At 44.3% G+C, this 24,259-nt stretch carries 22 protein-coding genes and 5 tRNA genes; 13 read left to right on the plus strand and 14 right to left on the minus strand.

Features of this window, described 5'->3' with window-relative positions; translation table 11 throughout:
* The first annotated feature begins 332 nt into the window (after positions 1-332).
* Genes AC4CU2_RS15350 through AC4CU2_RS15375 form a run of 6 tightly spaced genes read left to right on the plus strand, consistent with a single transcriptional unit; the run spans position 333 to position 6,560 of the window.
* Positions 333-3,173: a monovalent cation/H+ antiporter subunit A gene (locus AC4CU2_RS15350; protein WP_490769054.1), complete on the plus strand. Its 2,841-nt coding sequence runs from the start codon at positions 333-335 to the stop codon at positions 3,171-3,173.
* 1 nt (position 3,174) lies between these two features.
* Positions 3,175-3,540 carry a Na+/H+ antiporter subunit C gene (locus tag AC4CU2_RS15355; RefSeq protein ID WP_004692695.1) on the plus strand — a complete coding sequence of 122 codons (366 nt, stop codon included), beginning with the start codon at positions 3,175-3,177 and terminating at the stop codon, positions 3,538-3,540.
* Positions 3,540-5,354, plus strand: coding sequence for a monovalent cation/H+ antiporter subunit D (locus AC4CU2_RS15360; protein WP_490769055.1), 1,815 nt, complete (start codon positions 3,540-3,542; stop codon positions 5,352-5,354). Before AC4CU2_RS15355 ends, AC4CU2_RS15360 begins: the two co-directional genes overlap by 1 nt.
* A 2-nt stretch (positions 5,355-5,356) precedes the next feature.
* Positions 5,357-5,878, plus strand: a complete 522-nt coding sequence (locus AC4CU2_RS15365) for a Na+/H+ antiporter subunit E (RefSeq protein ID WP_004978767.1) — start codon at positions 5,357-5,359, stop codon at positions 5,876-5,878.
* Positions 5,875-6,150 (plus strand): monovalent cation/H+ antiporter subunit F, encoded by a 276-nt coding sequence (locus AC4CU2_RS15370; protein WP_004692700.1) that lies wholly within the window; start codon positions 5,875-5,877, stop codon positions 6,148-6,150. Before AC4CU2_RS15365 ends, AC4CU2_RS15370 begins: the two co-directional genes overlap by 4 nt.
* An 11-nt stretch (positions 6,151-6,161) precedes the next feature.
* The gene (locus AC4CU2_RS15375; RefSeq protein WP_078388531.1) at positions 6,162-6,560 is read left to right on the plus strand and encodes a Na+/H+ antiporter subunit G; all 399 of its coding nucleotides are present in this window, start codon (positions 6,162-6,164) and stop codon (positions 6,558-6,560) included.
* Positions 6,561-6,943: 383 nt separating this feature from the next.
* Here AC4CU2_RS15375 and AC4CU2_RS15380 read toward each other — a convergent pair whose 3' ends face one another.
* The 11 genes from AC4CU2_RS15380 to tpiA all read right to left on the minus strand — a co-directional run bounded on the left by AC4CU2_RS15380 (position 6,944) and on the right by tpiA (position 14,193).
* Entirely contained in the window at positions 6,944-7,348 is a 405-nt protein-coding gene (locus AC4CU2_RS15380; RefSeq protein ID WP_108675601.1) for a ribosome-binding factor A, read from the minus strand.
* On the minus strand, positions 7,348-10,047 hold the full coding sequence (gene infB, locus AC4CU2_RS15385) for a translation initiation factor IF-2 (protein ID WP_176537053.1): 2,700 nt from the start codon (positions 10,045-10,047) through the stop codon (positions 7,348-7,350). Before infB ends, AC4CU2_RS15380 begins: the two co-directional genes overlap by 1 nt.
* A gap of 9 nt (positions 10,048-10,056) precedes the next feature.
* Positions 10,057-11,541 (minus strand): transcription termination factor NusA, encoded by a 1,485-nt coding sequence (nusA, locus tag AC4CU2_RS15390; RefSeq protein ID WP_005400937.1) that lies wholly within the window; start codon positions 11,539-11,541, stop codon positions 10,057-10,059.
* 39 nt (positions 11,542-11,580) lie between these two features.
* On the minus strand, positions 11,581-12,105 hold the full coding sequence (gene rimP, locus AC4CU2_RS15395; RefSeq protein ID WP_004692708.1) for a ribosome maturation factor RimP: 525 nt from the start codon (positions 12,103-12,105) through the stop codon (positions 11,581-11,583).
* 228 nt (positions 12,106-12,333) lie between these two features.
* Positions 12,334-12,410: transfer RNA gene (locus AC4CU2_RS15400), tRNA-Met, on the minus strand.
* A gap of 89 nt (positions 12,411-12,499) precedes the next feature.
* Positions 12,500-12,576, minus strand: a tRNA-Met gene (locus AC4CU2_RS15405).
* A 68-nt stretch (positions 12,577-12,644) separates the two neighbouring features.
* Positions 12,645-12,721, minus strand: a tRNA-Met gene (locus AC4CU2_RS15410).
* A 73-nt stretch (positions 12,722-12,794) separates the two neighbouring features.
* Positions 12,795-12,871, minus strand: a tRNA-Met gene (locus AC4CU2_RS15415).
* Positions 12,872-12,920: 49 nt separating this feature from the next.
* A tRNA-Leu gene (locus AC4CU2_RS15420) sits at positions 12,921-13,005 on the minus strand.
* 53 nt (positions 13,006-13,058) lie between these two features.
* Entirely contained in the window at positions 13,059-13,388 is a 330-nt protein-coding gene (secG, locus tag AC4CU2_RS15425; RefSeq protein WP_004692710.1) for a preprotein translocase subunit SecG, read from the minus strand.
* 13 nt (positions 13,389-13,401) lie between these two features.
* Positions 13,402-14,193 (minus strand): triose-phosphate isomerase, encoded by a 792-nt coding sequence (gene tpiA / locus AC4CU2_RS15430; RefSeq protein ID WP_010325769.1) that lies wholly within the window; start codon positions 14,191-14,193, stop codon positions 13,402-13,404.
* Between the two features lie 279 nt (positions 14,194-14,472).
* Here tpiA and pilB point away from each other — a divergent pair, with 279 nt between their 5' ends.
* From pilB to coaE, 4 genes are read left to right on the plus strand one after another with little or no spacing between them, the layout of a single operon-like run.
* Entirely contained in the window at positions 14,473-16,182 is a 1,710-nt protein-coding gene (gene pilB, locus AC4CU2_RS15435) for a type IV-A pilus assembly ATPase PilB (RefSeq protein WP_490769057.1), read from the plus strand.
* Between the two features lie 30 nt (positions 16,183-16,212).
* Positions 16,213-17,439: a type II secretion system F family protein gene (locus AC4CU2_RS15440; RefSeq protein WP_078425747.1), complete on the plus strand. Its 1,227-nt coding sequence runs from the start codon at positions 16,213-16,215 to the stop codon at positions 17,437-17,439.
* Positions 17,439-18,299 (plus strand): prepilin peptidase, encoded by an 861-nt coding sequence (locus AC4CU2_RS15445; protein ID WP_490769058.1) that lies wholly within the window; start codon positions 17,439-17,441, stop codon positions 18,297-18,299. The genes AC4CU2_RS15440 and AC4CU2_RS15445 overlap by 1 nt, the downstream gene beginning before the upstream one ends.
* Before the next feature lie 6 nt (positions 18,300-18,305).
* Entirely contained in the window at positions 18,306-18,905 is a 600-nt protein-coding gene (gene coaE, locus AC4CU2_RS15450; RefSeq protein ID WP_178895931.1) for a dephospho-CoA kinase, read from the plus strand.
* A gap of 13 nt (positions 18,906-18,918) precedes the next feature.
* Here coaE and AC4CU2_RS15455 read toward each other — a convergent pair whose 3' ends face one another.
* The 3 genes from AC4CU2_RS15455 to ppnP form a co-directional block, all read right to left on the minus strand.
* The gene (locus AC4CU2_RS15455; protein WP_490769059.1) at positions 18,919-19,836 is read right to left on the minus strand and encodes a DMT family transporter; all 918 of its coding nucleotides are present in this window, start codon (positions 19,834-19,836) and stop codon (positions 18,919-18,921) included.
* 32 nt (positions 19,837-19,868) lie between these two features.
* Positions 19,869-20,618 (minus strand): 23S rRNA (guanosine(2251)-2'-O)-methyltransferase RlmB, encoded by a 750-nt coding sequence (rlmB, locus tag AC4CU2_RS15460; protein ID WP_004692717.1) that lies wholly within the window; start codon positions 20,616-20,618, stop codon positions 19,869-19,871.
* Positions 20,619-20,760: 142 nt separating this feature from the next.
* Positions 20,761-21,084, minus strand: a complete 324-nt coding sequence (ppnP, locus tag AC4CU2_RS15465) for a pyrimidine/purine nucleoside phosphorylase (protein WP_004692718.1) — start codon at positions 21,082-21,084, stop codon at positions 20,761-20,763.
* A gap of 391 nt (positions 21,085-21,475) precedes the next feature.
* Between ppnP and recN the strand changes: the two genes are divergently transcribed.
* From recN to ruvX, 3 genes are all read left to right on the plus strand, one after another.
* Entirely contained in the window at positions 21,476-23,137 is a 1,662-nt protein-coding gene (gene recN / locus AC4CU2_RS15470) for a DNA repair protein RecN (protein WP_490769060.1), read from the plus strand.
* Between the two features lie 112 nt (positions 23,138-23,249).
* A complete protein-coding gene (locus AC4CU2_RS15475; RefSeq protein ID WP_490769061.1) occupies positions 23,250-23,804 on the plus strand; it encodes a YqgE/AlgH family protein in 555 nt (184 codons plus the stop codon).
* Complete coding sequence (gene ruvX, locus AC4CU2_RS15480; protein ID WP_062035179.1) at positions 23,797-24,240, plus strand: Holliday junction resolvase RuvX; 444 nt, start codon at positions 23,797-23,799, stop codon at positions 24,238-24,240. Before AC4CU2_RS15475 ends, ruvX begins: the two co-directional genes overlap by 8 nt.
* Positions 24,241-24,259: the final 19 nt, after the last annotated feature.

Here is a 24,259-nt window from a genome sequence, read left to right on the forward strand (position 1 = left end):
TCAAAAACAGGCGACCAACGGTCGCTTTTTTTACATTTCTTGCACTGAGAAAGTGCCTGTCATCCACCAAGAAACGACCATCACGCGTATAATGTTTTGCGTCAGCGCAAAAAAGATTGATGTTGTTTTAGTCATGTTATATGATCGGTTTTACTTGCAAATTTCTAACTGAAATCGGATTTTGCTATAACGCTTCATGAGTTGCGCAACACAACTTCATTATTTTTAAATTTCACATTGGCTTTCAAGATTGAGACTCTTGGGCTGCTCTTTGCAGTCCTGTAATCCTTGAAAGATGAGATTCACCAATAGGTTTTGACCTATTCACGACAATGGAAACGAGTGTGCTACCGATTATTATATTGTTACCGTTAATACTTGGCACAACCCTTGTCTCATTACTGAAGCAGAGCTCACGCAGGCTAACCGCCTTCGCAGCTGTTGGGGTCAGTATGACAAGTTTAGGCTTATTACTGACCCAAGCACGAGAGGTGTTTAATGGCGCTGTCATTACGCAGTCGTGGTCATGGTTGCCGCAGCTTGGAATTGACTTCAGCTTCCGTCTAGACGCATTAGGCCTACTCTTTGCCTTACTCATTAGTGGCATCGGGACGCTCATTTATATTTATGCCTATTTTTATTTAGGCCCAAAAAATTCTCTCAATAAACTCTATCTACTGCTCATGTTGTTCATGGCAGCCATGCTCGGGATTTCTCTCTCCAATAATTTAATTTTACTCCTCGTTTTTTGGGAGTTGACCAGTATCTCATCTTTTCTGTTGGTCGGTTATTGGAGCAATTACGACGCGGCGCAACGTGGCTCACGAATGGCATTGACCATTACGGGTATGGGCGGATTAGCCATGCTAGGTGGTTTCATCTTGCTCGGCCAAATCACAGGTACCTACGAGATTGATCAAATCTTGACGATGACAGCACAAATTCAAAGTCATGCTTTATTTGTTCCTACGTTGCTGCTGATTTTACTCGGTGCTTTTACCAAAAGTGCGCAATTTCCATTCCATTTTTGGTTACCCAACGCGATGGCAGCTCCGACCCCCGTGTCTGCTTATTTGCACTCAGCAACCATGGTAAAAGCGGGCATTTTCTTGGTGGCACGACTGTTACCCATTTTTGCGGGTGCGGCACTGTTCCACAATTTGGTCACCTTTATTGGCCTATTTACCCTGTGTATGGCTGCGTTTTTTGCCATATTTAAAGAAGACCTGAAAGGTTTATTGGCCTATTCAACCATCAGTCATCTCGGCTTGATCATGTGTCTCTTGGGGATCGGATCACCATTGGCTGTGGCTGCGGCTATTTTCCATATTATTAACCATGCCACCTTTAAAGCAGCGCTGTTCATGATCGCAGGTATTATCGATCATGAGTCAGGCACACGTGATTTACGCAAGCTTAGTGGGTTATGGCAACTGTTACCTTATACGGCCACTTTGACGATGGTCACTGCAGCATCGATGGCTGGCGTGCCCTTGACCAACGGTTTCTTATCTAAAGAAATGTTCTTTACTGAACTGCTTAGCAATCTGTCTGGTCCTGTGCTCATCTGCTCGGCGATTGTCGCGACACTGGCGGGGATTTTTGCAGTGGCTTACTCTGTGCGTTTGGTGCATGGGGTTTTCTTCGATGGCCCAGTAGGCAAACAAGTTCCGAATAAGGATGCACATGAGCCGCCGTTTGGCATGCGTGCACCAGCCACTTTACTAGCGTTTCTGTGTATTTTAGTCGGCTTATTCCCTGCCCTATTGGTTGAAAACATCGTCAACAGTACAGCACGTGCCAGCACCCAAGTGATGAATTTTGAAGGCACACATCTTGCGCTATGGCATGGTTTTAACATGCCATTGTTGATGAGTGCTATTGCCTTGATCGGCGGTCTGATTTTCTATTTCAGTCTGGCTAAAGGGGGCAAAATTCGAGAAATTGATCTTGATCCATATTTAGGTCGTCTACAAGGTCGAGTGGCCTTTGACTTATTCCTTAAGTCACTCCTGCTCAACTCGCGCAAATTTAAACGATTGACTGAAAACGGTAAATTACAAAGCTATATTCTTTGGATTGTGATCTTCAGTATTGCCATAGTCGCACTTCCGTTTTTAGGACAAGGACTGACCACAGGTAGCCGTGAACTCACCCATGCCCCTGCTTTAGCGATCGTACTGTGGCTACTGTTATTCTCTTCGTGCTGGATGATGTTGTGGTTCCACCACGAACGGATTAAAGCAGTATTGATCAGCGGTGCGATTGGTTTAGTCGTAACTATGGTTTTTATCTGCTTCTCTGCGCCTGATTTGGCTTTGACACAAATCACAGTCGATGTAGTCACCACCGTACTGTTATTGATGAGTTTATCGCTTTTACCGCAACTCACTCCCTATGAGTCGAGTGTCTCACGTCGTTGGCGAGATGCCCTCATTGCGATTGGCGGCGGGCTCGGCATTGCATGGATCACATGGCTCATCTTGACCCGTGATCACAACTCCATTTCATGGTTCTTCATGCAGCAGTCGATTCCATTAGGCGGCGGAACCAACGTAGTCAACGTGATTTTGGTCGACTTCCGTGGTTTCGATACCTTTGGTGAAATTACAGTCCTTGGTATCGCAGGCATTGGTGCACTGTGCTTAATGGATGGTATGCGTACTCACGGCACGACTATAACCCAAGGTCTCAGTTACCGTTTCAACCCCTCTCCGTTAATGCTTCGCATTAGTGCCTCTTGGATTTTACCGATTGCCTTGGTGGTCAGTCTGTATATCTTCCTGCGTGGACACAATCTGCCTGGAGGCGGGTTTATCGCGGGTTTAATTACCGCTTTGGCCTTGATTATTCAGTACATGGCACTCGGTCAAGATCATGCAGAACAGCTGCTCAAAGCCAAGTCAGGTCGCTTGTATGAAATCTGGATTGGAACCGGTCTGGTCATTGCAGGATTAACAGGCTTAGGCGCATGGTTCTGGGGACGTCCATTCCTCACCAGTGCACACTTTTATGTGTCGCCACCGATCTTAGGCGAAATGCACCTAGCGACAGCTGCACTGTTCGATGTCGGGGTCTATATCACGGTTGTGGGTGCGACCATGTTGCTTATTTCCGTACTCGGGGACTCGCGTCACTCTAGTATGTCTGGTCCAGTACCAAAGGGGGATTAATATGATTAGTTTAGAACTGTTACTTGCCTCCGCTATTGGTCTGTTGACTGCCACAGGTATCTATCTGATTTTACGTGCCCGTACCTTCCCTGTCGTACTTGGCTTGGCCATGATTGGTTATGCCGTCAATTTATTTTTATTTGCCATGGGACGACTTCAACTTAATGCGCCCGCGGTACTCACTGAAGCCAGCAAAGCCACTGACCCTTTGCCACAAGCCTTGGTGTTAACCGCGATTGTGATTGGCTTTGCCACCACAGCATTTATTGTACAACTGGCTTTACGCAGTCGTTATGAAACAGGAACCGACCACGTTGACTCTAAAGAAGAAATACCACAAATTGACCCACGTGAGGATGAGCCATAATGAATGACTTCATCCAATTTTGGACCGAACACACCCCAATTTTTAGTATTTTAATTCCTGCCATTACTGCCTTTATTTTGGTATTACTGGGTAATCCGGGATCAGGCTCTTTAGCACAAGACTGGCGACAACCTTGGCGTCGAGGCATCAGTTATACCTCTGGTCTGTTGGGCTTATTTACAGCGGTCAACTATCTGATCTTTGCCAGCTCAGGGCAAATCAGTGTTTATAACCTTGGTGAATGGGCAGCACCATTTGGTATTGTTTTGGTCCTCGATCAACTGTCTGCCCTGATGCTGGTTTTAACCTACGGCTTAGCTGTTCCAGTGATGTGGTTTGCCAGCAAAGAATGGGATGAACGTGGCCGTTATTTCCATGCCATGTGCCATTTCCTACTGATGGGGCTAACCGGTGCCTTCCTGACAGGCGACTTATTTAACCTGTTCGTATTCTTTGAAATTTTGTTGATGGCTTCCTATGTCCTGTTACTGCATGGTCAAGGCAAAGCGCGTTTTCAACTCGGCATTCACTATGTCACCATTAACCTGTTGGCATCAGCTCTGTTTCTGATTGGCCTTGGTATGATTTACGGCAGCGTCGGCAGCCTCAATATGGCGGATGTTGCACGTTTGATGCCTCTATTGGAAGGCGATCAACATCGTATTGCTGTTGCTGGTGGGCTGTTGTTGTTTACAGTCTTTGGCATTAAGGCAGCTATGCTACCTGTCGGCTTTTGGCTACCAAAAACCTATGCGGTCGCAACCACTCCTGTGGCGGCCCTGTTCACCATCATGACCAAAGTCGGTATTTATGCCATTTTACGTGTTAATGGCACCGTATTTGACGATGCAATTAGCCGTGAAATCCTGCAATACATTCTATTACCGATTGGCTTAATTACCTCAGTCTATGGTGTGATTGGTGCAATGGGTGCGGAACGCTTACGTCGTTTCATTGGCTTTATGATTTTGTCTTCTGTGGGCACGATTTTAATCGCCATTTCCCTGTTCAATACCTTGGCATGGGCAGCGGCACTGTATTATTTGGTGCACAGTACCATTATTGCGGCAGCTTTCTATATTTTAAGTGGTTGGATTACCTCTCAACGTGGTGAGTTTAAAGACCACTTTAAAATTGCACCGCAAATGAAACAACATAAAGTGGTGGCGTTAACCTATTTCACCATTGCCTTGATGATGGCAGGTTTACCACCCTTTAGTGGTTTCTTAGGCAAAGTGTTTATTCTTCAAGCCACCGCACACTCACCGTATCAATTGCTGATTATTGTGACCGTTTTAGTGGTGAGTTTATTGAGTATAATCGCGTTTACACGTGTGGGTTTCGTGATTTTTTGGCGCGCAACCAAACCTGAAGATAATCCTGATGAAGCAGCTTATGCCGCTTACCAAGCTTTGCCTGAACAAGCACCGAAGCGCAATGACAAAACCATTTATCTCTTGTTGGTAGGTTTAATGGCTTATATGGTGTTTGCAGGTCCGATTCAAAAGTACACTTACCAAACGGCTGAGCAAATCCAAAATAATGCGCTCTATGAACAGACTTTGCTCAAAACTGATGAGCATGGACAAACCATTAGCGTACAACCTTTCGACAGTGAAAATTTACCTGAAACCAAATATGGTGGCGAGCGAGTAGATCCGAATGCACATTTGATTCCATATTTAATTTCAGAAGAAACACTGGAAGGCGAACATATTTCCGAATACAAAAAACGCCAAATGCAACAGCAACAGCAACAGCAGGCTGAAGTGAATCCCGATGCTGAAAGCCTACAACCGATGGTGGAGCCTTAAACATGAAAAAAACGTCGTTTTTGGAACGTTGGTTACCCCACCCTTTTGTCTCGGTGATTGTTGCGCTGAGCTGGGTGATGTTGGCACATAGTGTCGATGCAGCCAGCTTAGTGATGGCATTTTTACTGGCCATTTTTATCCCGCGTCTGATCAGACCATTCATTACGTATACTCCAAATATTGAATGGAAAGCGGCGCTGAAACTATTTTTTGTGGTGTTATACGACATTGTAGTGTCGAATATTCAAGTGGCTAAATTGGTCCTCGGCCCAATTGATCGTCTACAACCCAAGTGGTTTCGCGTTCCGCTGGAAACACAACATGAGGAAGTAAACACCTTACTGGCGATGATTATTACCACCACACCAGGCACTGTTTCAGCAGGCATCGATCAAGATCGTGGGGACATTTTAGTTCACGCCCTCAGCACCGATGATGAAAATGCCGAGATTGAAAATATCAAAGCGCGTTATGAAAAACCGTTGATGCAAATTTTTGGTGTCGAAGCAGGAGACAAAGCATGACCATTTTGCCTTATGCCCTCGGGATTTGTTTAATCGCTGTCACCATTTCAATGTTGCTGTGCTTAATTCGCTTAATCATCGGCCCATCGATTGTAGACCGACTCTTAGCACTCGATACACTCTTTTTAAATGCAATCTGCCTCATTATTATATTAGGCATTTACTGGGCCAGCACTTCATTATTTGAAGGTGCTCTTTTGGTTGCGATGCTCGGCTTTGTCTCTACAGCCGCTTTAGCACGCTACTTCACCTCAGGTCATGTGATTGACTAGGAGCAAGATCGATGCAACTTACGATGGAAATTTTAGTCTCCATTTTTCTCATGATCGGTACTTTCTTCATGCTGGTCGGAGGAATTGGAATGGTGCGTCTGCCCGATTTATTCATGCGCCTGCATGCCCCAACCAAGTCCAGCACCTTAGGCTTAGGGAGCTTCTTGATCGCCGGAATGATCTATTCTGCATTCCAAGGACGCTTTGGTTTTGCTGAGCTGTTATTAACACTGTTTGCCTTCTTAACCGCACCCGTATCGGCGAATTTGATGGCGCAAGCGGCGCTACATTTGCGCTTACGCTCGCTGAGTGGTGACGTTCCAGAAGCACTCAACCGTCCACTGCCTTGGCAACGTACCCGCCGCAGAGCTTTTAGCAATAAGCATGAAGACACTGAACATCGTCTTTAAATGCTTGTGGTGTTAAGGAAATAAAATAAATACATTCTAGCGCTTCCGCATTGACATGGTGCTGTTGCGCTAATTTGAACATTGTACTGATGATAATATTCGAACGTATTATAGATGGTGTCACATCCAGTACATTGACCAACACAGATGAACTACTCAATCTACTCAAAAATTAAAATGATCAAAGTGTCCCCGTGGTAAATCATTGCCCATATTAATCCAGTCCACAGCAACTTGATGGTCAAAATAATCCCTAAAAGCTCAACCCTCTATTCACCTATCATAATCCTGTGTAACGCATTTCAAGTCTTAATCTAGCTCCAGCCATTACTCCGCATAAAAAAAGCCACCCGAAGGTGACTTTTTGATTCAGTTAGACTGAATTATTCATCATCTTTTTTTGCTTCGTCAGCGGGTAAATCCTTTACTGCTTCAGCAATCAGACCAAACATATAGTTACCATATGCATTGGTTTTATCGTAATGGAAACGCAAACGCGGTGTAATACGTGTCTTAATACGACGGCCGAGTTCGTGACGCAAGAAACCAGATGCTTTGTTCAGCACATCTAGCGTTTCTTTATTGGCTGCTTCACTTTGCTCATCGCCAAGCTCACGGCCCATCACAGTCACATATACTTCAGCATAACCTAAGTCTGGACTAACCTTCACCGCAGAGATGGTCACGAGACCACCTAAGCGTGGATCTTTCAACTCTTGGCGAATCAGTTCAGACAACTCACGTTGCACTGTATCCGCCATGCGCTTAAGACGTTGACTACCCGCCATTAAAGACTCCGTTTGATCAATTGAACATCATAGACTTCGATCTTGTCTTTTTCTTTGATGTCTTTATAACCTTTAACCGCAAGACCACATTCCATACCTGCGCGAACTTCTTCAACCACTTCTTTATAGCGACGAAGTGACTCAAGCTCACCTTGGAACACCACCACGTCATCACGAAGGACACGAATCGGTTTATTACGGTGTAACATACCCTCAAGTACCATACAGCCTGCTGCTGCACCAAACTTACTTGAGTGGAACACTTCACGTACTTCAGCCACACCCAGAATTGTTTCACGGTGTTCAGGCGCAAGCTTACCGCTCATCGCTGCTTTCACATCATCAATCAATTGATAGATGATTGAGTAGTAACGAATATCGATGCCGTCAGCATCCGCTTTTTGACGAGCTGCGTTATCCGCACGTACGTTAAAGCCAAGAAGTACCGCTTCAGAAGATTCAGCTAGTGTTACGTCAGATTCAGTGATCGCACCAACACCTGAGCCAATAACACGGACTTTAACTTCGTCTGTTGCAAGGTCAGCAAGAGCAACGTGTAATGCTTCCAATGTACCACGTACATCAGTTTTCAACACCACATTGACGATAGGCACATCTTTCTTGCCCATAGACGCCATGATATTTTCAAGACGCATTGCGCTTTGACGCTCAAGACGTTTTTGACGTTCACGATCCATACGCGCATCGGCAACTTCACGTGCTTTCTTCTCGTCATTCACAACAAGAACTTCATCACCCGCCATTGGCGCTTCAGGTAGACCTAAAATTTCAACCGGAATTGAAGGACCAGCAGATTGAATACGTTTACCGTTTTCATCTGTCATCGCACGTACGCGACCATAAGATGCACCTGCAAGAACCAGGTCACCTACTTTCAATGTACCGTTTTGAACAAGGATAGACGTTACCGCACCACGGCTGTTGTCTACACGTGCTTCAATCACGACACCTTGAGCAGCACCTTCTTCAGATGCTTTCAACTCAAGTAATTCAGCTTGAATTGAAATAATATCTAGAAGCTCATCAATACCTTGACCTGTATGTGCTGAAACCATTGCAACAGGAACATCACCGCCCCATTGTTCAGGCACGATTTCTTTCACAGTCAATTCATTCAATACGCGATCTGGATCAGCAGATTCTTTATCCATCTTGTTGATTGCAACAATAATCGGCGTACCTGCAGCACGTGCGTGATCAATCGCTTCAGCTGTTTGTGGCATTACACCATCATCCGCTGCAACAACCAATACCACGATGTCTGTCGATTTCGCACCACGTGAACGCATTGCAGTAAATGCTGCGTGTCCCGGGGTATCTAAGAATGTGATAATGCCTTTATCCGTCGTAACATGGTACGCACCGATGTGCTGAGTGATACCACCCGCTTCACCCGCTGCCACTTTTGAACGACGAATGCGGTCAAGTAACGATGTCTTACCATGGTCAACGTGGCCCATGATGGTCACAACAGGAGGACGAGTCGTTTGAGCGCCACGTGCTTCTTCTGCTGCTTCAAGTAAGTTATCTTCAGCTTGCGTATCTGATACAAGAACTGGGTTATGGCCCATTTCTTCTACGATTAATGCCGCAATTTCTTGATCAATCGCTTGGTTCTGAGTCACAAGCTCACCCATTTTCATGAGTGACTTAATTACTTCACGTACCTTAACTGCCATTTTCGCAGCCAAGTCAGCAACAACAATGGTTGAACCAATTTCAACATCATAAACTTGCTTTTTAACCGGTTTTTCAAAGCCATGCTTGTTTGCAGAGCTTGTTTTTAAACCACGTTTATGCGAGTTATCACGGAAAGATTGCTCTTCACCACGACGACCACCTTTCTTCGGTGCACGTGTAGCTGGCGTATTGGTACCACGTTTGATTTCGCGGTCTTCTTTCGCAAATGAGTCTTCATATGCTTGACCAACCAGACCCGCAGCAAGTGGAGAATCATCCACTACACGAATGGTCGCAGTTGCATCTTCATTTGAATACTTAGATGCCATTTGACGCATTTGTTCAAGTGTACGTTGCTGCGCTTCTTCAGCTGCCTTACGACGTGCTGCTTCTTCGGTCGCTTTTAATTGAGCGGCTTGAGCTTCACGTGCTTTTTTCTGTTCAGGTGTTTCAACAACTTTAACTTGTGCTTTAACCACAGGCTTATTGTTTGATTTACGCTTCACAACTACCGCAGCTTTCGCAACTTCTTGCTTCGTCGTTTCTTGCTTTGCAGCAGCACGCATTGCTTCAAAGTTTGCAGCCGCTTTATTTACTGCTGGAGTTTCAGCTTTAGGTTCAACCATAGCTTGAACGTTCGCACGAGCTTGTTGCTCAGCTTGCGCTTTTGCCAAAGCTTCCGCTTTAATTTGTTCTGGATCTGGCTTGGTAAATGTATGTTTCTTGCGAACTTCTACATTAATCGTTTTTGCCTTACCTGAAGTACTCGCTACTTTAGCGGTACTGGTCGTTTTACGTTTCAACGTGATTTTTCCTGCCTGACCATCGTTTTGACCATGAATTTTCTTCAAATGGTGCACGAGGGCATCTTGTTGTTCAGTAGAGATTATATCGTCCGATTTACGCTGTGGTAAACCAGCATCACGAACCTGCTCTAGGAGCTTCTCAACAGGGCGGTTCACACTGAGAGCTAACTCTTGTATCGTCTTATCCGTCATGTAGATCTCCTAGTTAAACCATGATTCGCGCGCTTTCATAATAAGTTGACCTGCTTTCTCTGTACCCAGACTTTCAATATCAGCAATATCGTCAGTCGCTTGGTCAGCCAAGTCATCAATTGTGATGACACCACGTGCTGCAAGTGCATAAGCAATCTCTTGCGTCATCCCTTCCATTGCAACGAGTTCCGCGCTTGGATCTTGGATGTTTTCTTGCTGCTGTAATGCATCAGCCAATGCAACTTCTTTGGCACGACTTTGAAGTAATTCAACAACTTCAGCATCTAGCTCGATTTCGTCAAATGTTTCAGCTGGAACATAAGCAATCTCTTCTAAAGAAGTAAAGCCCATTTCAACCAATGCCATTGCCAAATCTTCTTCAATATCTAGACGCGATACAAATAGGTCTAAGTATTGTTGTGCTTCATTTTGCTGACGAGCATGATACTCATCTTCAAGCATCATGTTGAGTTTGTAGCCTGTAAGTTCAGAAGCTAAACGTACGTTTTGACCTTGTGAACCAATCGCACGCGCTAATTGATCGCTAGTTGCGAAAATAATATCCGCTGTACGTTCTTCTTCATCAATCACAATACCCGATACATCTGCTGGCTCTAAAGCACTTGCAATGTACTGTGCAGGATCATCAGACCATACAACAACATCAATACGCTCACCGTTCAATTCTTGCTGAACTGCTTGGATACGTGTACCACGCATACCAATACATGCACCCACTGGATCAATACGATGATCATTGGTTTTCACAGCAATTTTAGCACGAACACCAGGTTGACGCGCTGCCGCTTTAATCTCAATGATTTCCTCAGAAATTTCAGGAATTTCTTTCTTCATCAAAGCGATGAGCATTTCAGGCTTGGCACGTGACAATTGTAGTTGTGCACCACGGCCTTCACGGTTCACATTAAACAAAATCGCATTTACACGTTGCTTCGGACGCAAAATTTCTTTTGCAATCATTTCTTCACGTGCAAGATACGCTTCAGCATTGTCACCTAAGTCAATGATAAAGCCATCTTTGGTTTGCTTTTTCACTTCACCGTAGATCAACTCACCCACTTTAGACTCGTAGGCATCTGCAATCAGCGCACGTTCAGCTTCGCGAATCTTTTGAACAATGACTTGTTTTGCAATTTGCGCCGCAATACGACCGAAGTCAATTGAAGGTACTTCAAGCTCACGAATATCACCAATCGACCATTGTGCAGGATCAACATCTGAAATCGCATCTTGACATGCTGGCATTTCATGATCTTCATCTGCAACCACTTCCCATTGACGGAAAGTGCTGTATTCACCCGTTTTACGATCAATCTCTACACGAAGCTGAGCTTCTTCAGAGTTTGTTCCTTCGTAAAATTTCTTTTTAGTCGCAGCAACAAGCGCTTGTTCTAAGGCTTCGAAAATCGCTTCACGAGGTACACCTTTTTCATTACTAACCGTTTCAACTACGGTAAGAATTTCACGTGCCATAAGCCACCTATTCGTTCAGATTCTTATTTATTAAATGAATTAATCTTGATAGACCAAATTGGCTTTATCAATATTATTACTATCGATTTCAAGCACCTGTTGCTTTTCCACTTCGACTTGAATCATTTCAGCTTCAAGATCTACAGCAACCAATTTAGCTTGGAATTTACGACGGTTATCGACCGCACTGATCAAACGGAAAGCGATCTGTTGACCAATATATGCAGGCAATTGTTCAAGTTGGAAAAATGGACGATCCCAACCCGGAGATGACACTTCAAGTGCATATTCACCTGAAATTGGATCATGGACATCCATCATTGCGCCGACTTGCTGGGTCACGCGTACACAGTCTTGTACGCCGATGCCACGGCCCTGCTCTTCTTCACCATCTTCATTGATGATGGGTTCTGCATTCTCGTCGACAGCTTTGTCGATATAAATGCGCAATAAAGAACGTTTTCCTTGAGGAAGGAATTCAATCCCCCAAAGATCAACACCACAGGCTTGCACTGCAGGAGCAATTAAGTCTTGGAGTGCTTGAGTTTTATTTGATAGCTTCATTTACTCTCGTCATTTTTGTGCGATTCAATGGCCGAAACAGACCACTACAAGCCAATACAAACTATAGTAGTAGTGGAACATGACACTTTGACTTTCACCGTATCCGGCTCACATCGACACTACACGATAGCCAATAAAAAAGGGCGTAATCGCCCCAATTATTGCACAGAAAATTAATATCCACTGTGCAAAAAGGCCCACCTTGTTGTGAGCCTCTTTTTAGAAACTTGGTAGCGGGAGCTGGATTTGAACCAACGACCTTCGGGTTATGAGCCCGACGAGCTACCAGACTGCTCCATCCCGCATCAACGTGCAAAAATTATATACAAATATGAACTATTTTTCAATCTAAATACTTCGTACTTGCTCTGATTTAGTTGCACCTAAATCAAATTGGTAGCGGGAGCTGGATTTGAACCAACGACCTTCGGGTTATGAGCCCGACGAGCTACCAGACTGCTCCATCCCGCAACAAAACGCAAAAATTATTCAATTTAATCACTTAAACTGCTTATTTTAGTTTGCATCTAAAATAAGATTGGTAGCGGGAGCTGGATTTGAACCAACGACCTTCGGGTTATGAGCCCGACGAGCTACCAGACTGCTCCATCCCGCATCAAAACGCAAAAACATTCTTAACTTAATCACTTAAGTTACTCACTTTAGTTTGCTTCTAAAATAAGATTGATTGGTAGCGGGAGCTGGATTTGAACCAACGACCTTCGGGTTATGAGCCCGACGAGCTACCAGACTGCTCCATCCCGCATCAACAGAATTTGCTGCATACACCAACTTAATCTTCTGGATTCATAAGTTGGTGCGGAAGGGGGGACTTGAACCCCCACGCCCGAAAGCACTACCACCTCAAGGTAGCGTGTCTACCAATTCCACCACCACCGCAGCTGTGACGCATTCTAGTAGCATCGCCACAAAAAAGAAAGGACTAATTCCAATTATTCGCTTGTTTTAGGTGCAGCTGGTGAAGTTTCAGTCGATTGTGCAGGTGCAGAACTTGTCGTTTGCACTGACTTTAAGCTATAGGCATCTGTGGTTTGCTTTTTGGCAAACACAGCAAGTGACAAACTGGTGATAAAAAACAAGGCCGTCAAAACCGCAGTCAATCGCGTCAAGAAATTACCTGAACCTGATGCACCAAATACAGTTGCAGCACCGCCACCACCAAACGAAGCACCAGCATCTGCACCTTTGCCATGCTGGACCAAAATCAGCACGATCATCAACACAGCTAAGATAATATGTACTACCAGCACAAAAGTTTGCATGCTGAACTCCTAATTATTTTGTATTTGCAAATGCTTCGACAATTTTATAAAACGACGTTGCATTTAAAGACGCCCCACCGACGAGTGCACCATTGATATCTGGACAGGCCGCTAACTCTACTGCATTTTCAGCTTTTACACTACCACCATATAAAATGGCCATGTTCGCGCCATGACTGGTAATTTGCGTGAGGCCTTCACGGATTTTAGCATGCATGGTTTGCGCGTCTTCTGGTGAAGCAGTTTTTCCTGTACCAATGGCCCAAATCGGCTCGTAGGCAATCACAATATGAGGCCACTGCTCTGCCGTTACCACACTGGCTAAATCGCAAATTTGTTGTAAAACCACTACTTCTGCCTGACCCGATTCACGCTGTTCTAAGCTTTCACCGACACAGTAAATGACTTTTAAACCCGCATTTAAGGCATTTTGGGCTTTCGCATTTAAAATTGCTGCACTTTCAGCAAAATATTCACGACGTTCTGAGTGACCAATTAAAACATATTCGATTTGACTATCTTTAAGCAGCTCTGCGCTCACTTCACCGGTATATGCACCCATGTTGCCAAAACGCGATACGTCTTGCGCTACAGTAAAAACTGAACGTGTAGCATTCGCCAATTCAGCCTGCGTTGACGTCAAAGCCAGCGTCACAGGCGCAAGCCCAATATTACATTTTTCTTCTGCTATTTCATTCTCTTGCAAGAGCTGTTTAAATTCTTGAAGCAATTGCTTGGCATCTGCCTGCATTGGGTTCATCTTCCAATTGCCGACAACCCATGGCTTAATCGTCGAACCCGACATACAGCACCCTATTCAAAACAGTTCATTAAAACGGCCTCATTCTACACGGTATTTATTTTTCAAAGATAGTTTTCTTCTAGAATTTCTTCGGCAATCAAAATAATACGAATGAAAATAAAGACATCTTTTTGTAAAAAAACCGCCTGCTATCACGACCAGTTCATGCTTTTAAGCGATATTAAGGTGGTGACAACACTTTCAGATATGGTATTTTTGTGCAACAAAAGTATAATTTTACGATACCAATTATAAACAATTGAGAAGTTAAGGATCTGGGGAATGTCAGTATCAAATGGTTTGCCTAAGTTCACAGGCTTCATTCGACGCTTAGTCGAAGACGGACGCATGACTGCTGAAAATATGCAGCAGGCAATGCTCTCTGCAAAAAAAGCTCAGCAAGACATCGTTCCTTATCTAATTGAAAATCATAAACTCTCCCCACAAATGATCGCTGAAACGATTTCTTTAGAGTTTGGAGAGCCTGTTTTTGACTTAAGTGTCTATGATTCGGTACAAATTCTACGGGATCTGGTCGAAGACAAACTTATCACCAAGCATCGTGTGTTGCCAATATACCGTCGTGGCAATATCCTCTATATCGCCACCAGCAATCCAACTAACATGGATGCGATGGACGCGATTCGCTTCAATTCTAAAATGAATATTGAAGCGATTATTGTTGAACATCCCCAGCTTGAAAAACTGATCGAACAAAATTTTGCGCAAGCCGATAGCTTTGAATTTTCTGATGAAGACATTGATTTAGACCTAGAACAAGGACATCAAGACTCAAATGATGAAGATGACTCACCTCAAGGCGATGAAGCGCCGATCGTCAAATATATCAATAAATTACTGATCGATGCGATTCGTATGGGCGCCTCAGACTTACACTTTGAGCCTTATGAAAAATCTTACCGTGTTCGTTATCGTGTAGATGGGGTTCTGCGTCATATTGCCAGTCCGCCACTACAACTGGCGACTCGTCTTGCCTCACGTTTGAAAGTCATGTCACAAATGGACATCTCTGAAAAGCGCGTGCCACAAGATGGCCGCATTAAATTAAAGCTGTCAAAAAGTAAAGCCATCGACTTTCGTGTCAACTCACTTCCAACCTTATTTGGTGAAAAGCTGGTTCTACGTATTCTCGATCCATCCAGTGCTATGCTGGGGATTGATGCTTTAGGTTATGAACCAAACCAAAAAGACCTATTTATGCAGGCTTTAGACAAACCGCAAGGCATGTTGTTAATTACTGGCCCGACAGGTTCAGGTAAAACGGTATCGTTGTATACAGGTTTGAATATTCTAAATAAAGAAGACACCAATATCTCAACTGCGGAAGACCCTGTTGAAATTAACTTAGAAGGCATTAATCAGGTCAATGTGAACAATAAAGTCGGCCTCACCTTCTCTGCTGCGCTGAAGTCCTTCTTACGTCAGGATCCTGATATTGTAATGGTGGGTGAGATTCGTGACCTTGAAACGGCTGAAATCGCGATTAAAGCCGCACAGACAGGTCACATGGTCATGTCGACACTCCACACCAATAGTGCACCTGAAACCCTGACCCGCTTACGTAATATGGGGGTTCCATCTTTTAACATTGCGACCTCGGTCAATTTGGTGATTGCACAGCGTTTGGCACGCCGCTTATGCAGCCAATGCAAAGCCGCTGTCGATATTCCTGAACAAAGCTTGCTCGAAATGGGCTTTACTTCCACAGATATCAAAGATCCAGACTTCAAAGTTTATCAACCGGTGGGGTGTGCTGAGTGCCGTGAAGGCTATAAAGGACGTGTTGGTATTTATGAAGTTATGAAAGTCACGCCAGAAATTTCAAAAATTATTATGGAAGATGGCAATGCCTTACAGATTGCTGAAGCATCTGCAAAATTAGGATTTAACAATTTACGTCGTTCAGGTTTACTCAAGGTTATGCAGGGGGTCACTTCCTTACAAGAAGTGAATCGTGTAACCAGCGAATAGTTGAAATATTGAAAGAATAAGGATAAATGCATGGCTGTCAAAAAAGCACAGATGATGCCAACCTTCAATTATGAAGGGATTGATCGTAAAGGGGCAAAAATTAAAGGGGAATTGCCTGCACGTAATCTCGCCCTCGCCAAAGTTACTTTGCGCAAACAAGGGATTACCATCAAGAGTATTCGAGAAAAGAAAAAGAATATTCTTGAAGGGATAATGAAGAAAAAAGTGACGACACTGGACATCACGATTTTCACTCGACAGCTCGCAACCATGATGAAAGCGGGTGTACCGCTGGTTCAAGGCTTTGAAATTGTGGCTGAAGGCTTAGAAAACCCATCTATGCGTGAAGTTGTCCTCGGCATTAAAGGTGAAGTTGAAGGCGGTAATACCTTTGCGGGAGCACTCAAAAAATATCCGCAATATTTCGACAACTTATTCTGTTCATTAGTTGAATCAGGCGAACAATCAGGTGCGCTTGAGACCATGCTGGACCGTGTAGCGGTCTATAAAGAAAAAAGTGAATTGTTAAAGCAAAAAATTAAAAAAGCCATGAAATACCCAGCAACCGTCGTTGTGGTTGCGGTGATCGTGACTATTATTTTGATGGTCAAAGTCGTCCCTGTTTTCCAAGAACTCTTTAGTTCCTTTGGTGCAGACTTACCTGCATTCACCCAAATGGTGGTAAATATGTCTGAATGGATGCAGAAATATTGGTTCATTTTGATTATTGTCGTTGGTGTTGTGATTACCGCTTTACTCGAAACCAAAAAGCGTAGTAAAAAGTTTCGTGACATGTTGGATAAAGCTGCACTGAAAGCCCCGATTTTTGGTGATTTAGTCTATAAAGCGATTATCGCGCGCTATAGCCGCACCCTGTCTACCACCTTTGCTGCGGGTGTACCCTTAATTGATGCTCTCGAATCTACCGCGGGTGCAACCAACAATGTGGTCTATGAAGAAGCTGTGATGAAGATCCGTGAAGATGTCGCAACAGGACAACAACTTCAATTCGCAATGCGTGCCACCAATAAATTTCCATCAATGGCAGTACAAATGGTAGCGATTGGTGAAGAATCTGGTGCTCTCGATGCCATGCTGGATAAAGTTGCCACTCACTATGAAAATGAAGTCGATAATGCGGTAGATGGCTTAACGGCAATGATGGAGCCTCTAATCATGGCAGTCTTGGGTGTACTTGTAGGTGGCCTAGTAATCGCCATGTATCTACCAATTTTCCAAATGGGTTCTGTGGTTTAATGCAAGAAATAATTTCCTATCTTATCAATACTCCAATGGCGCTGTATTTCGCCGTTGGAGTTTTTAGTTTGTGCATCGGTAGTTTTCTGAATGTGGTGATCTATCGCACTCCAAAAATGATGGAACAAGAATGGCGTACCGATTGCCAACTTCTGCTTCATCCTGAGCAGCCAATTATTGATGAAACGAAGCTCACATTGAGTAAGCCTGCCTCGACCTGCCCCAAATGCAAAAGTGCCATACGCTGGTATCAAAATGTCCCTGTAATTAGCTGGTTACTGCTACGAGGAAAGTGTGGCACTTGTCATAACCCGATCAGCATTCGCTACCCTGCGATTGAGCTCCTGACCGCCATTTGTGCATTGGTCGTGGTTGCAGTCTTTGGCCCAACAATCCAAATGTTGTTTGGTCTCGTACTCACTTATATTTTAATCGCCTTAACCTTTATTGATTTTGACACTCAACTTTTACCTGATCGCTATACCCTCACCCTTGCAGGTCTGGGTTTAGGGGTCAATAGTTATGCGATTTACACCACACCGACAGCGGCCATTTGGGGTTATATCATTGGCTTTTTATGCTTATGGATCGTGTACTATCTGTTTAAGCTCATCACAGGCAAGGAAGGTATGGGTTATGGTGACTTTAAGCTACTTGCAGCTTTAGGCGCATGGATGGGCCCTTTGCTACTGCCGCTGATTGTGCTACTTTCCTCTTTTGTAGGTGCCATTATCGGCATCATCCTGCTCAAAGTGCGCAAAGAAAATCAGCCTTTTGCTTTTGGTCCGTATATTGCCATCGCAGGATGGATTGCCTTTTTGTGGGGTGAGCAAATTATGAAAATATACTTAGGCAATTAAAATAATATGTCATTTATTTTAGGTCTGACAGGCGGGATTGGCAGTGGAAAATCTGCTGCAAGCCACTGGTTTGAACAACAAGGCATACAGGTAGTTGATGCTGACGTGGTTGCTCGAGAGATTGTTGCTGTAGGGCAACCCGCACTTCAGCAAATTCGAAGCAGCTTCGGCGAGTGGGCCTTACTGGACAATGGCGAACTGAATCGACGCGCTTTACGTGAACACATTTTTCAGGACCCGTCTGCCCGTAAGCAATTGGAAAAGATCACCCACCCTGCAATTCGTCAGTCCATCATGCAACAATTACAAGCTGCGACCAGCCCTTATGCAATTTTGGTTTCACCGCTACTTTTTGAAACTAATCAGCATGAACTGACGCAACATACGCTTTTGATCGATGCTTCAACTGATATCCAAATTCTCCGCGCTTCACAGCGCGACCATCAAACCATTGAGCAAATTCAAACCATCATTAAAACGCAAATGTCCCGTGAACAAAAACAAGCGTTAGCCGATGATATTGTGGTAAATGATGGGCACTTGGAACACTTATACGCACAACTCAGACCTTTGCATTTAAAGTATTTGGCCCATTCAGAAGTCTAAAAAAAGCAGTCGATTATGACTGCTTTTTTTGTTGTACGAGTTGGGCTTTCAGACTGTCCTGCCGTATCCAACGCCATGGCTGCAAGGCCCCGATCCCCATTCCCAGAAGACCACATAAAATCGCAACACTCAAAGGCTCATTGAGCAAAGGAACCGCAATAATCGCAGCAATAAAAGGCGCCAACGTCACAATACTGCCTGTTTTAAATGCCCCCAAACGCTTAATGGCTTCCACATAAGTGAGTGTCGCCACGATGACTACGAACACACCATGAAATACCACCTGAGCAATCAATTGCACAGGTTGCACATGCGCTATGGTTTTGGGGAGGAATAAAACATAAATCGGCACAAAAACAATCGCAGCCCAAATCGCAACACCTGCCATGGAGTGCCATGCCGATAGTTTCCATTGTCTCAATAAAACGGTAAATGTTCCCCACAGCACGGCACTGAGGAAAAACAAGCCATCACCTAAACTAAAGGCGATACCTGTTTCTTGATACATCAGCCCACTCATGGCCGCCAGTGCCAGCAACATAATACTGAGGCTGAGCCAAGTATGCCGATCAAATGGTTGTCGAAATAAAAGATAAGCTGCGACAGCCGTGCAAAGCGGAATACAGCCATTGAGAAAGATTGCAGCATGTGCCGCAGGCACATAATGAAAAGCGCTATAAGCGGTGATGCAGTAGCACACCCCTCCAATCATCGCCAAAATAAAAGGCTCTTTCTTCCACAAAAAGGCGGTATCTTTTTTATAGATCAAGATTGGCATTAAGATGCAAAACGCCAAGAGAAAACGTAAGGCGGTAATATCCCACGCACCAATGCCCCAATTGGCACTGAGCCGCGCCGTTAAGGTAAATCCCCCCCAAATACACATGGTGATGGCAATAAATACATAGCCTTGTTTTTGAGGGGTCATCATTGTGCTTACATTGAATCAGGAATTAAAAAAACTTAGACATTACGTTGACGGCATGCTTCATACAAAGCCATACCCGTTGCTACACTGACATTCAAACTTTGTAGATTGCCCGCCATCGGAATATAAACCGTTTGATCGCATTGAGACTGAGTAATTGGACGCAGACCTGTGTCTTCAGCACCCATCACCACACATACAGCCGTTCCAGTAAAATCGAACTGTTGTAGTGGTAAGGCTTTTTCATCCAACATGGTACCGACCACACGCACATTAAACTCATCTTTAATTTGCGCTAAAGTCCGAGCCAGATTGGTCACTTGGATAAATTTAACTTTTTCAGCACCACCTGCCGCAACTTTGCGCGCGGTCGGGGTCAAACTTGCAGAACGATCACGAGGCACAATCACGGCCTCAACGCCCATTGCAGCTGCGGTACGGATACATGCGCCGAGGTTATGCGGATCGGTGACTTGGTCTAAACCCAGCAATAAACAATTTGGCGATTGTTTCAGTAAGGCTTCTAAATCTTTTTCATTGAAAACTGGATTAGGACGGACCGCAGCCACAACCCCTTGGTGGAACGGTAAGCCAGCCATTTTTTCTAATCGATCACGACCCGTTTGTTGTACGCTAATACCAAAAGGTTCAGCCAACTCAAGTACGCGTTTTAAACGCTGGTCATCACGCCCTTTTAAGGTAAAAAGCGTCAGTACGCGTTCAGGTTCAAGTTCCAACAATGACTCCACCGAATGAACGCCATAGAAATATTCAGGTTTAGCCATGTAGGACCTCTAAAAGATAAATGACCATCGACACGATGTGCCAAAAATAAAAATCCTGTAAAGCTGACTTTACAGGATTGCTGTGCAACGGATAGTTTAACCGATTTCGCTTGAAATTACTTGGCGAGTATCAGCTGAAAGCTTAGCCTTCTAAATGGCACACATAGTCCAACACTTCGTCGGTTTCAATTTTAAAACGACTATTGCCAGGCACATAAAAAGACTGACCTGCGCGGAACAATTCACTCTCTTCGCTGTCTGCAATTTGTACACGACATTCGCCTGAAATAATTTCCATACGCTCTGCCACATGTGTTTCAAACGTCAAAGCTTGCTCTGTCGGAAGAATGACCCCTAACGTTTTTTTGGTACCATCTTCAAATTGCACAGTATGACTGATGCATAAACCGCCAAAATAAACATTGGATTTTTTAATGACAGAGACATGGTCGAACTGAGTTGACATGCGTACACTCCAGATAATGCGCATTTATATTCGTATTGATTCGCTAGTTTAAAGATGTGCGATTAACTAATCAATCGATGTTTTATTCCCCTCAATCAATATTTTGTTAAAGTCCGACCATCGTACAATTGCCTCACTTTCTAGCCTATTTTGGCGTGTTTTTTGCCAATGCGATCCGTTCGCTGAGTCGTGCTCTTTCTGTATACATCGCATACCCACATGTTTGTGCTGTGTTTGCTATAACAGTCGGATTAAAAAAATCTGCTAGGTCGACTTTCAGATTCACGCTAAAATAAGCCGACTTTGCACAAAACGAATAGCATTGCCGTCTTGTCGGCTGAATAAAACTTCACTATCTTAAACTAAAACTTTTCGCAGCTCGGATGCGTTTATGCTGACACATTTAACTTTAATTAATTTTGCTTTAGCCGATCACTTAGCACTTGATATCGATCAAGGTTTTAATGTCCTGACTGGGGAAACAGGTGCGGGCAAATCATTATTGCTAGATGCACTGTCCGCCTGTCTGGGAGAACGGACCGACACCAACTATGTCCGTTTCGGTTCAGACAAAGCCGATGTCACGGCTATTTTCAGCTATCAAGAGCACAGCCCTGAAGCCACATGGTTAAAGGCACATGAGTTAGATGATGAGTCAGGAGAAATTCATCTAAGACGGGTTATTTTTGCCACTGGCCGCAGTAAAGCATGGATTAATGGTCGTCCGAGCAGCTTAACTGAATTGAAAGAAATCGGGCGTTTGCTGGTACAGCTGTATAGTCAACACAGTCAACAACAGCTATTAGAGCCGCCTTATCCAAGACGCTGGTTAGACCTCTATCATAACTTCTACCCAGAAGCGCAAGCTGTGCGTGAAGCCTATAGCACATGGCAAAAAGACATTCGTCAGCACCAAGCAGCATTGGATGCTCAAGCCACGCGTAAACAGCGTATGGATACATTGAGTTTACAATTAGAGGAACTCGAAGATGTGGTGCAAATCGACTATAAAGAGATTGAACAAGAGTTCGATCGCTTGTCGCATCATGAAAATATCATGCAGGACTGTAGTTATGCTGTTACGGCCTTAGATGATGCTGAACAAAATATTAATCAAGAAATTTCCAGTATTATTCGCCGCTTAGAATCACATGCAGGACGCAGTGAACAATTGGCCGAGATTCATACGTCTTTGCTGAATGCACAAAGTGAGCTTGACGATGCCACAGCCAATCTCCGTCAGTTTATTGACCGTCAAAGTTATGACCCAGAACGTATGGAAGAGTTGAACACCCAGCTTGAGATGTTCCACCGTTTTGCCCGTAAGTACCGCACGCAGCCAGAACACTTAAAACAAGAACATGAACAATGGCAATCTGAACTGGCACAACTCCATTTATTAGAAGACCCAGAAACATTAGCTGAGCAAGTTGAAGTCTCGCATCAGGACCTGTTAAGTAAAGCCCAGCACCTCGACCAAATTCGTCGCGATGCAGCCGCACCCTTGGCAAAACATTTAACCGAACAGGTCAAACAATTGGCTCTGCCTGAAGCGCACTTTGAGTTTAAGTTTGAACCAATGGAGCAAGTTTCTAGTGAAGGCCTAAGTTTTATCCAATTACTGTTCACCGCCAACAAAGGCATTCCACCACAACCATTAGCCAAAGTTGCTTCAGGCGGAGAGTTGTCACGTATCGCGTTGGTGATGCAAGTGATGAATGCTGAAAAAACTGAAGCAGAAGTTTTAGTCTTCGATGAAATTGATGTCGGCATTAGTGGTGGCACGGCGGAAATTGTCGGTCGTCTCTTGGCCGACTTGGGTTCGCATGTGCAAATTCTGTGTATTACACACCAAGCTCAAGTTGCTGCACAGTCTGACCAGCACTTGTTGGTGAAAAAACGTCAGACCGACCCTGCCAGCAGTACCATTTTAAACTTAGAAGAAGATGAGCGTATCGATGAGCTCGCACGCATGACAGGTGGCGTTGAAATCAATGACACCACGCTGCAACATGCCAAGCAATTACGTCAGTTGAAGTTTCAATCTGCCTAATTTATGTGGACTGGATCACAAAAAAAGATTTGGAGAAAGTGCATTAGTCTAGTAACGTGGTAGATAACAACATTTGACTAGAAGCATTTTAATTTCAAGGAGAAGCCTTTAGGTGAGCAAACAATATCTGACGCATCGCTGTCTCATTGCCCCACCCGATATGGCAGATGAAGTCTTTGCCCATACCGTGATTTATTTGGCCCGACACGATGAGGAAGGTGCTCAAGGCATCATCATCAACCGCCCTTCAGGACTTTCAGTCAAAGAACTGCTCAATGATCTTGAAATTGAAGCTGATCACGTACGACCACACGATGTTCTCCAAGGTGGGCCTTTGCGTCCAGAAGCTGGCTTTGTCTTACATACGGGTCAGCCGACATGGCACTCTTCCATTGCGGTGGGCGAAAATATCTGTATCACCACGTCTAAAGATATTTTAGATGCGATTGCACATAACGAAGGCGTGGGGCGCTATCAAATTGCTTTGGGCTATACCAGTTGGACCAAAAACCAATTGGAAAATGAGCTATCTCGTGGTGATTGGTTAGTCTGCGATGCTGATATGGATTTGATTTTTAATATTCCTTATGACGACCGTTGGGATGCTGCCTATAAAAAGCTCGGGCTGGATCGAACCTGGTTGTCTTCTGAGATTGGACATGCCTGATTTAAACACGCCCCAAATGATTATGGCATTTGATTTTGGTACACAAAAAATGGGCATGGCAGTCGGTCAAGCACTGATTGAAAGTGCAACGCCTTTGGCTTTGTTTCCAATGAAAGATGGCATCCCCAATTGGGATGAACTGCATAAAATTATTAAGCAATATCAACCCAATGTATTTTTAGTCGGTTTACCACTCAATATGGATGATAGCGAGTCGGAATTATCTGCTCGAGCACGTAAGTTCGCACGTCGTTTACGTCATCAAACCAATATTGAAACATGGATGGTGGATGAACGCTTAAGTACACGTGCAGCCCGTGATGAGCTGAGCCATTACCATGCGCAAGGTCGAGGTAAAAAACTTTCTGCTGATAGCCTTGCCGCAACCTTGTTTATTGAAAGCTGGTATCGCGATCCTGAAGGTCTTACACCTTAAGTAAGACTTTCTTAAAACA

The sequence above is a fragment of the Acinetobacter sp. 797_lipA genome (assembly GCF_058243025.1).

Excerpts from the sequence above, each read along its gene's own strand:
- AC4CU2_RS15350 (WP_490769054.1), top strand. The coding sequence starts at position 333 with ATGGAAACGAGTGTGCTACCGATTATTATATTGTTACCGTTAATACTT.
- AC4CU2_RS15355 (WP_004692695.1), top strand. The coding sequence starts at position 3,175 with ATGATTAGTTTAGAACTGTTACTTGCCTCCGCTATTGGTCTGTTGACT.
- AC4CU2_RS15360 (WP_490769055.1), top strand. The coding sequence starts at position 3,540 with ATGAATGACTTCATCCAATTTTGGACCGAACACACCCCAATTTTTAGT.
- AC4CU2_RS15365 (WP_004978767.1), top strand. The coding sequence starts at position 5,357 with ATGAAAAAAACGTCGTTTTTGGAACGTTGGTTACCCCACCCTTTTGTC.
- AC4CU2_RS15370 (WP_004692700.1), top strand. The coding sequence starts at position 5,875 with ATGACCATTTTGCCTTATGCCCTCGGGATTTGTTTAATCGCTGTCACC.
- AC4CU2_RS15375 (WP_078388531.1), top strand. The coding sequence starts at position 6,162 with ATGCAACTTACGATGGAAATTTTAGTCTCCATTTTTCTCATGATCGGT.
- AC4CU2_RS15380 (WP_108675601.1), bottom strand. The coding sequence starts at position 7,348 with ATGGCGGGTAGTCAACGTCTTAAGCGCATGGCGGATACAGTGCAACGT.
- infB (WP_176537053.1), bottom strand. The coding sequence starts at position 10,047 with ATGACGGATAAGACGATACAAGAGTTAGCTCTCAGTGTGAACCGCCCT.
- nusA (WP_005400937.1), bottom strand. The coding sequence starts at position 11,541 with ATGGCACGTGAAATTCTTACCGTAGTTGAAACGGTTAGTAATGAAAAA.
- rimP (WP_004692708.1), bottom strand. The coding sequence starts at position 12,105 with ATGAAGCTATCAAATAAAACTCAAGCACTCCAAGACTTAATTGCTCCT.
- secG (WP_004692710.1), bottom strand. The coding sequence starts at position 13,388 with ATGCAAACTTTTGTGCTGGTAGTACATATTATCTTAGCTGTGTTGATG.
- tpiA (WP_010325769.1), bottom strand. The coding sequence starts at position 14,193 with ATGTCGGGTTCGACGATTAAGCCATGGGTTGTCGGCAATTGGAAGATG.
- pilB (WP_490769057.1), top strand. The coding sequence starts at position 14,473 with ATGTCAGTATCAAATGGTTTGCCTAAGTTCACAGGCTTCATTCGACGC.
- AC4CU2_RS15440 (WP_078425747.1), top strand. The coding sequence starts at position 16,213 with ATGGCTGTCAAAAAAGCACAGATGATGCCAACCTTCAATTATGAAGGG.
- AC4CU2_RS15445 (WP_490769058.1), top strand. The coding sequence starts at position 17,439 with ATGCAAGAAATAATTTCCTATCTTATCAATACTCCAATGGCGCTGTAT.
- coaE (WP_178895931.1), top strand. The coding sequence starts at position 18,306 with ATGTCATTTATTTTAGGTCTGACAGGCGGGATTGGCAGTGGAAAATCT.
- AC4CU2_RS15455 (WP_490769059.1), bottom strand. The coding sequence starts at position 19,836 with ATGATGACCCCTCAAAAACAAGGCTATGTATTTATTGCCATCACCATG.
- rlmB (WP_004692717.1), bottom strand. The coding sequence starts at position 20,618 with ATGGCTAAACCTGAATATTTCTATGGCGTTCATTCGGTGGAGTCATTG.
- ppnP (WP_004692718.1), bottom strand. The coding sequence starts at position 21,084 with ATGTCAACTCAGTTCGACCATGTCTCTGTCATTAAAAAATCCAATGTT.
- recN (WP_490769060.1), top strand. The coding sequence starts at position 21,476 with ATGCTGACACATTTAACTTTAATTAATTTTGCTTTAGCCGATCACTTA.
- ruvX (WP_062035179.1), top strand. The coding sequence starts at position 23,797 with ATGCCTGATTTAAACACGCCCCAAATGATTATGGCATTTGATTTTGGT.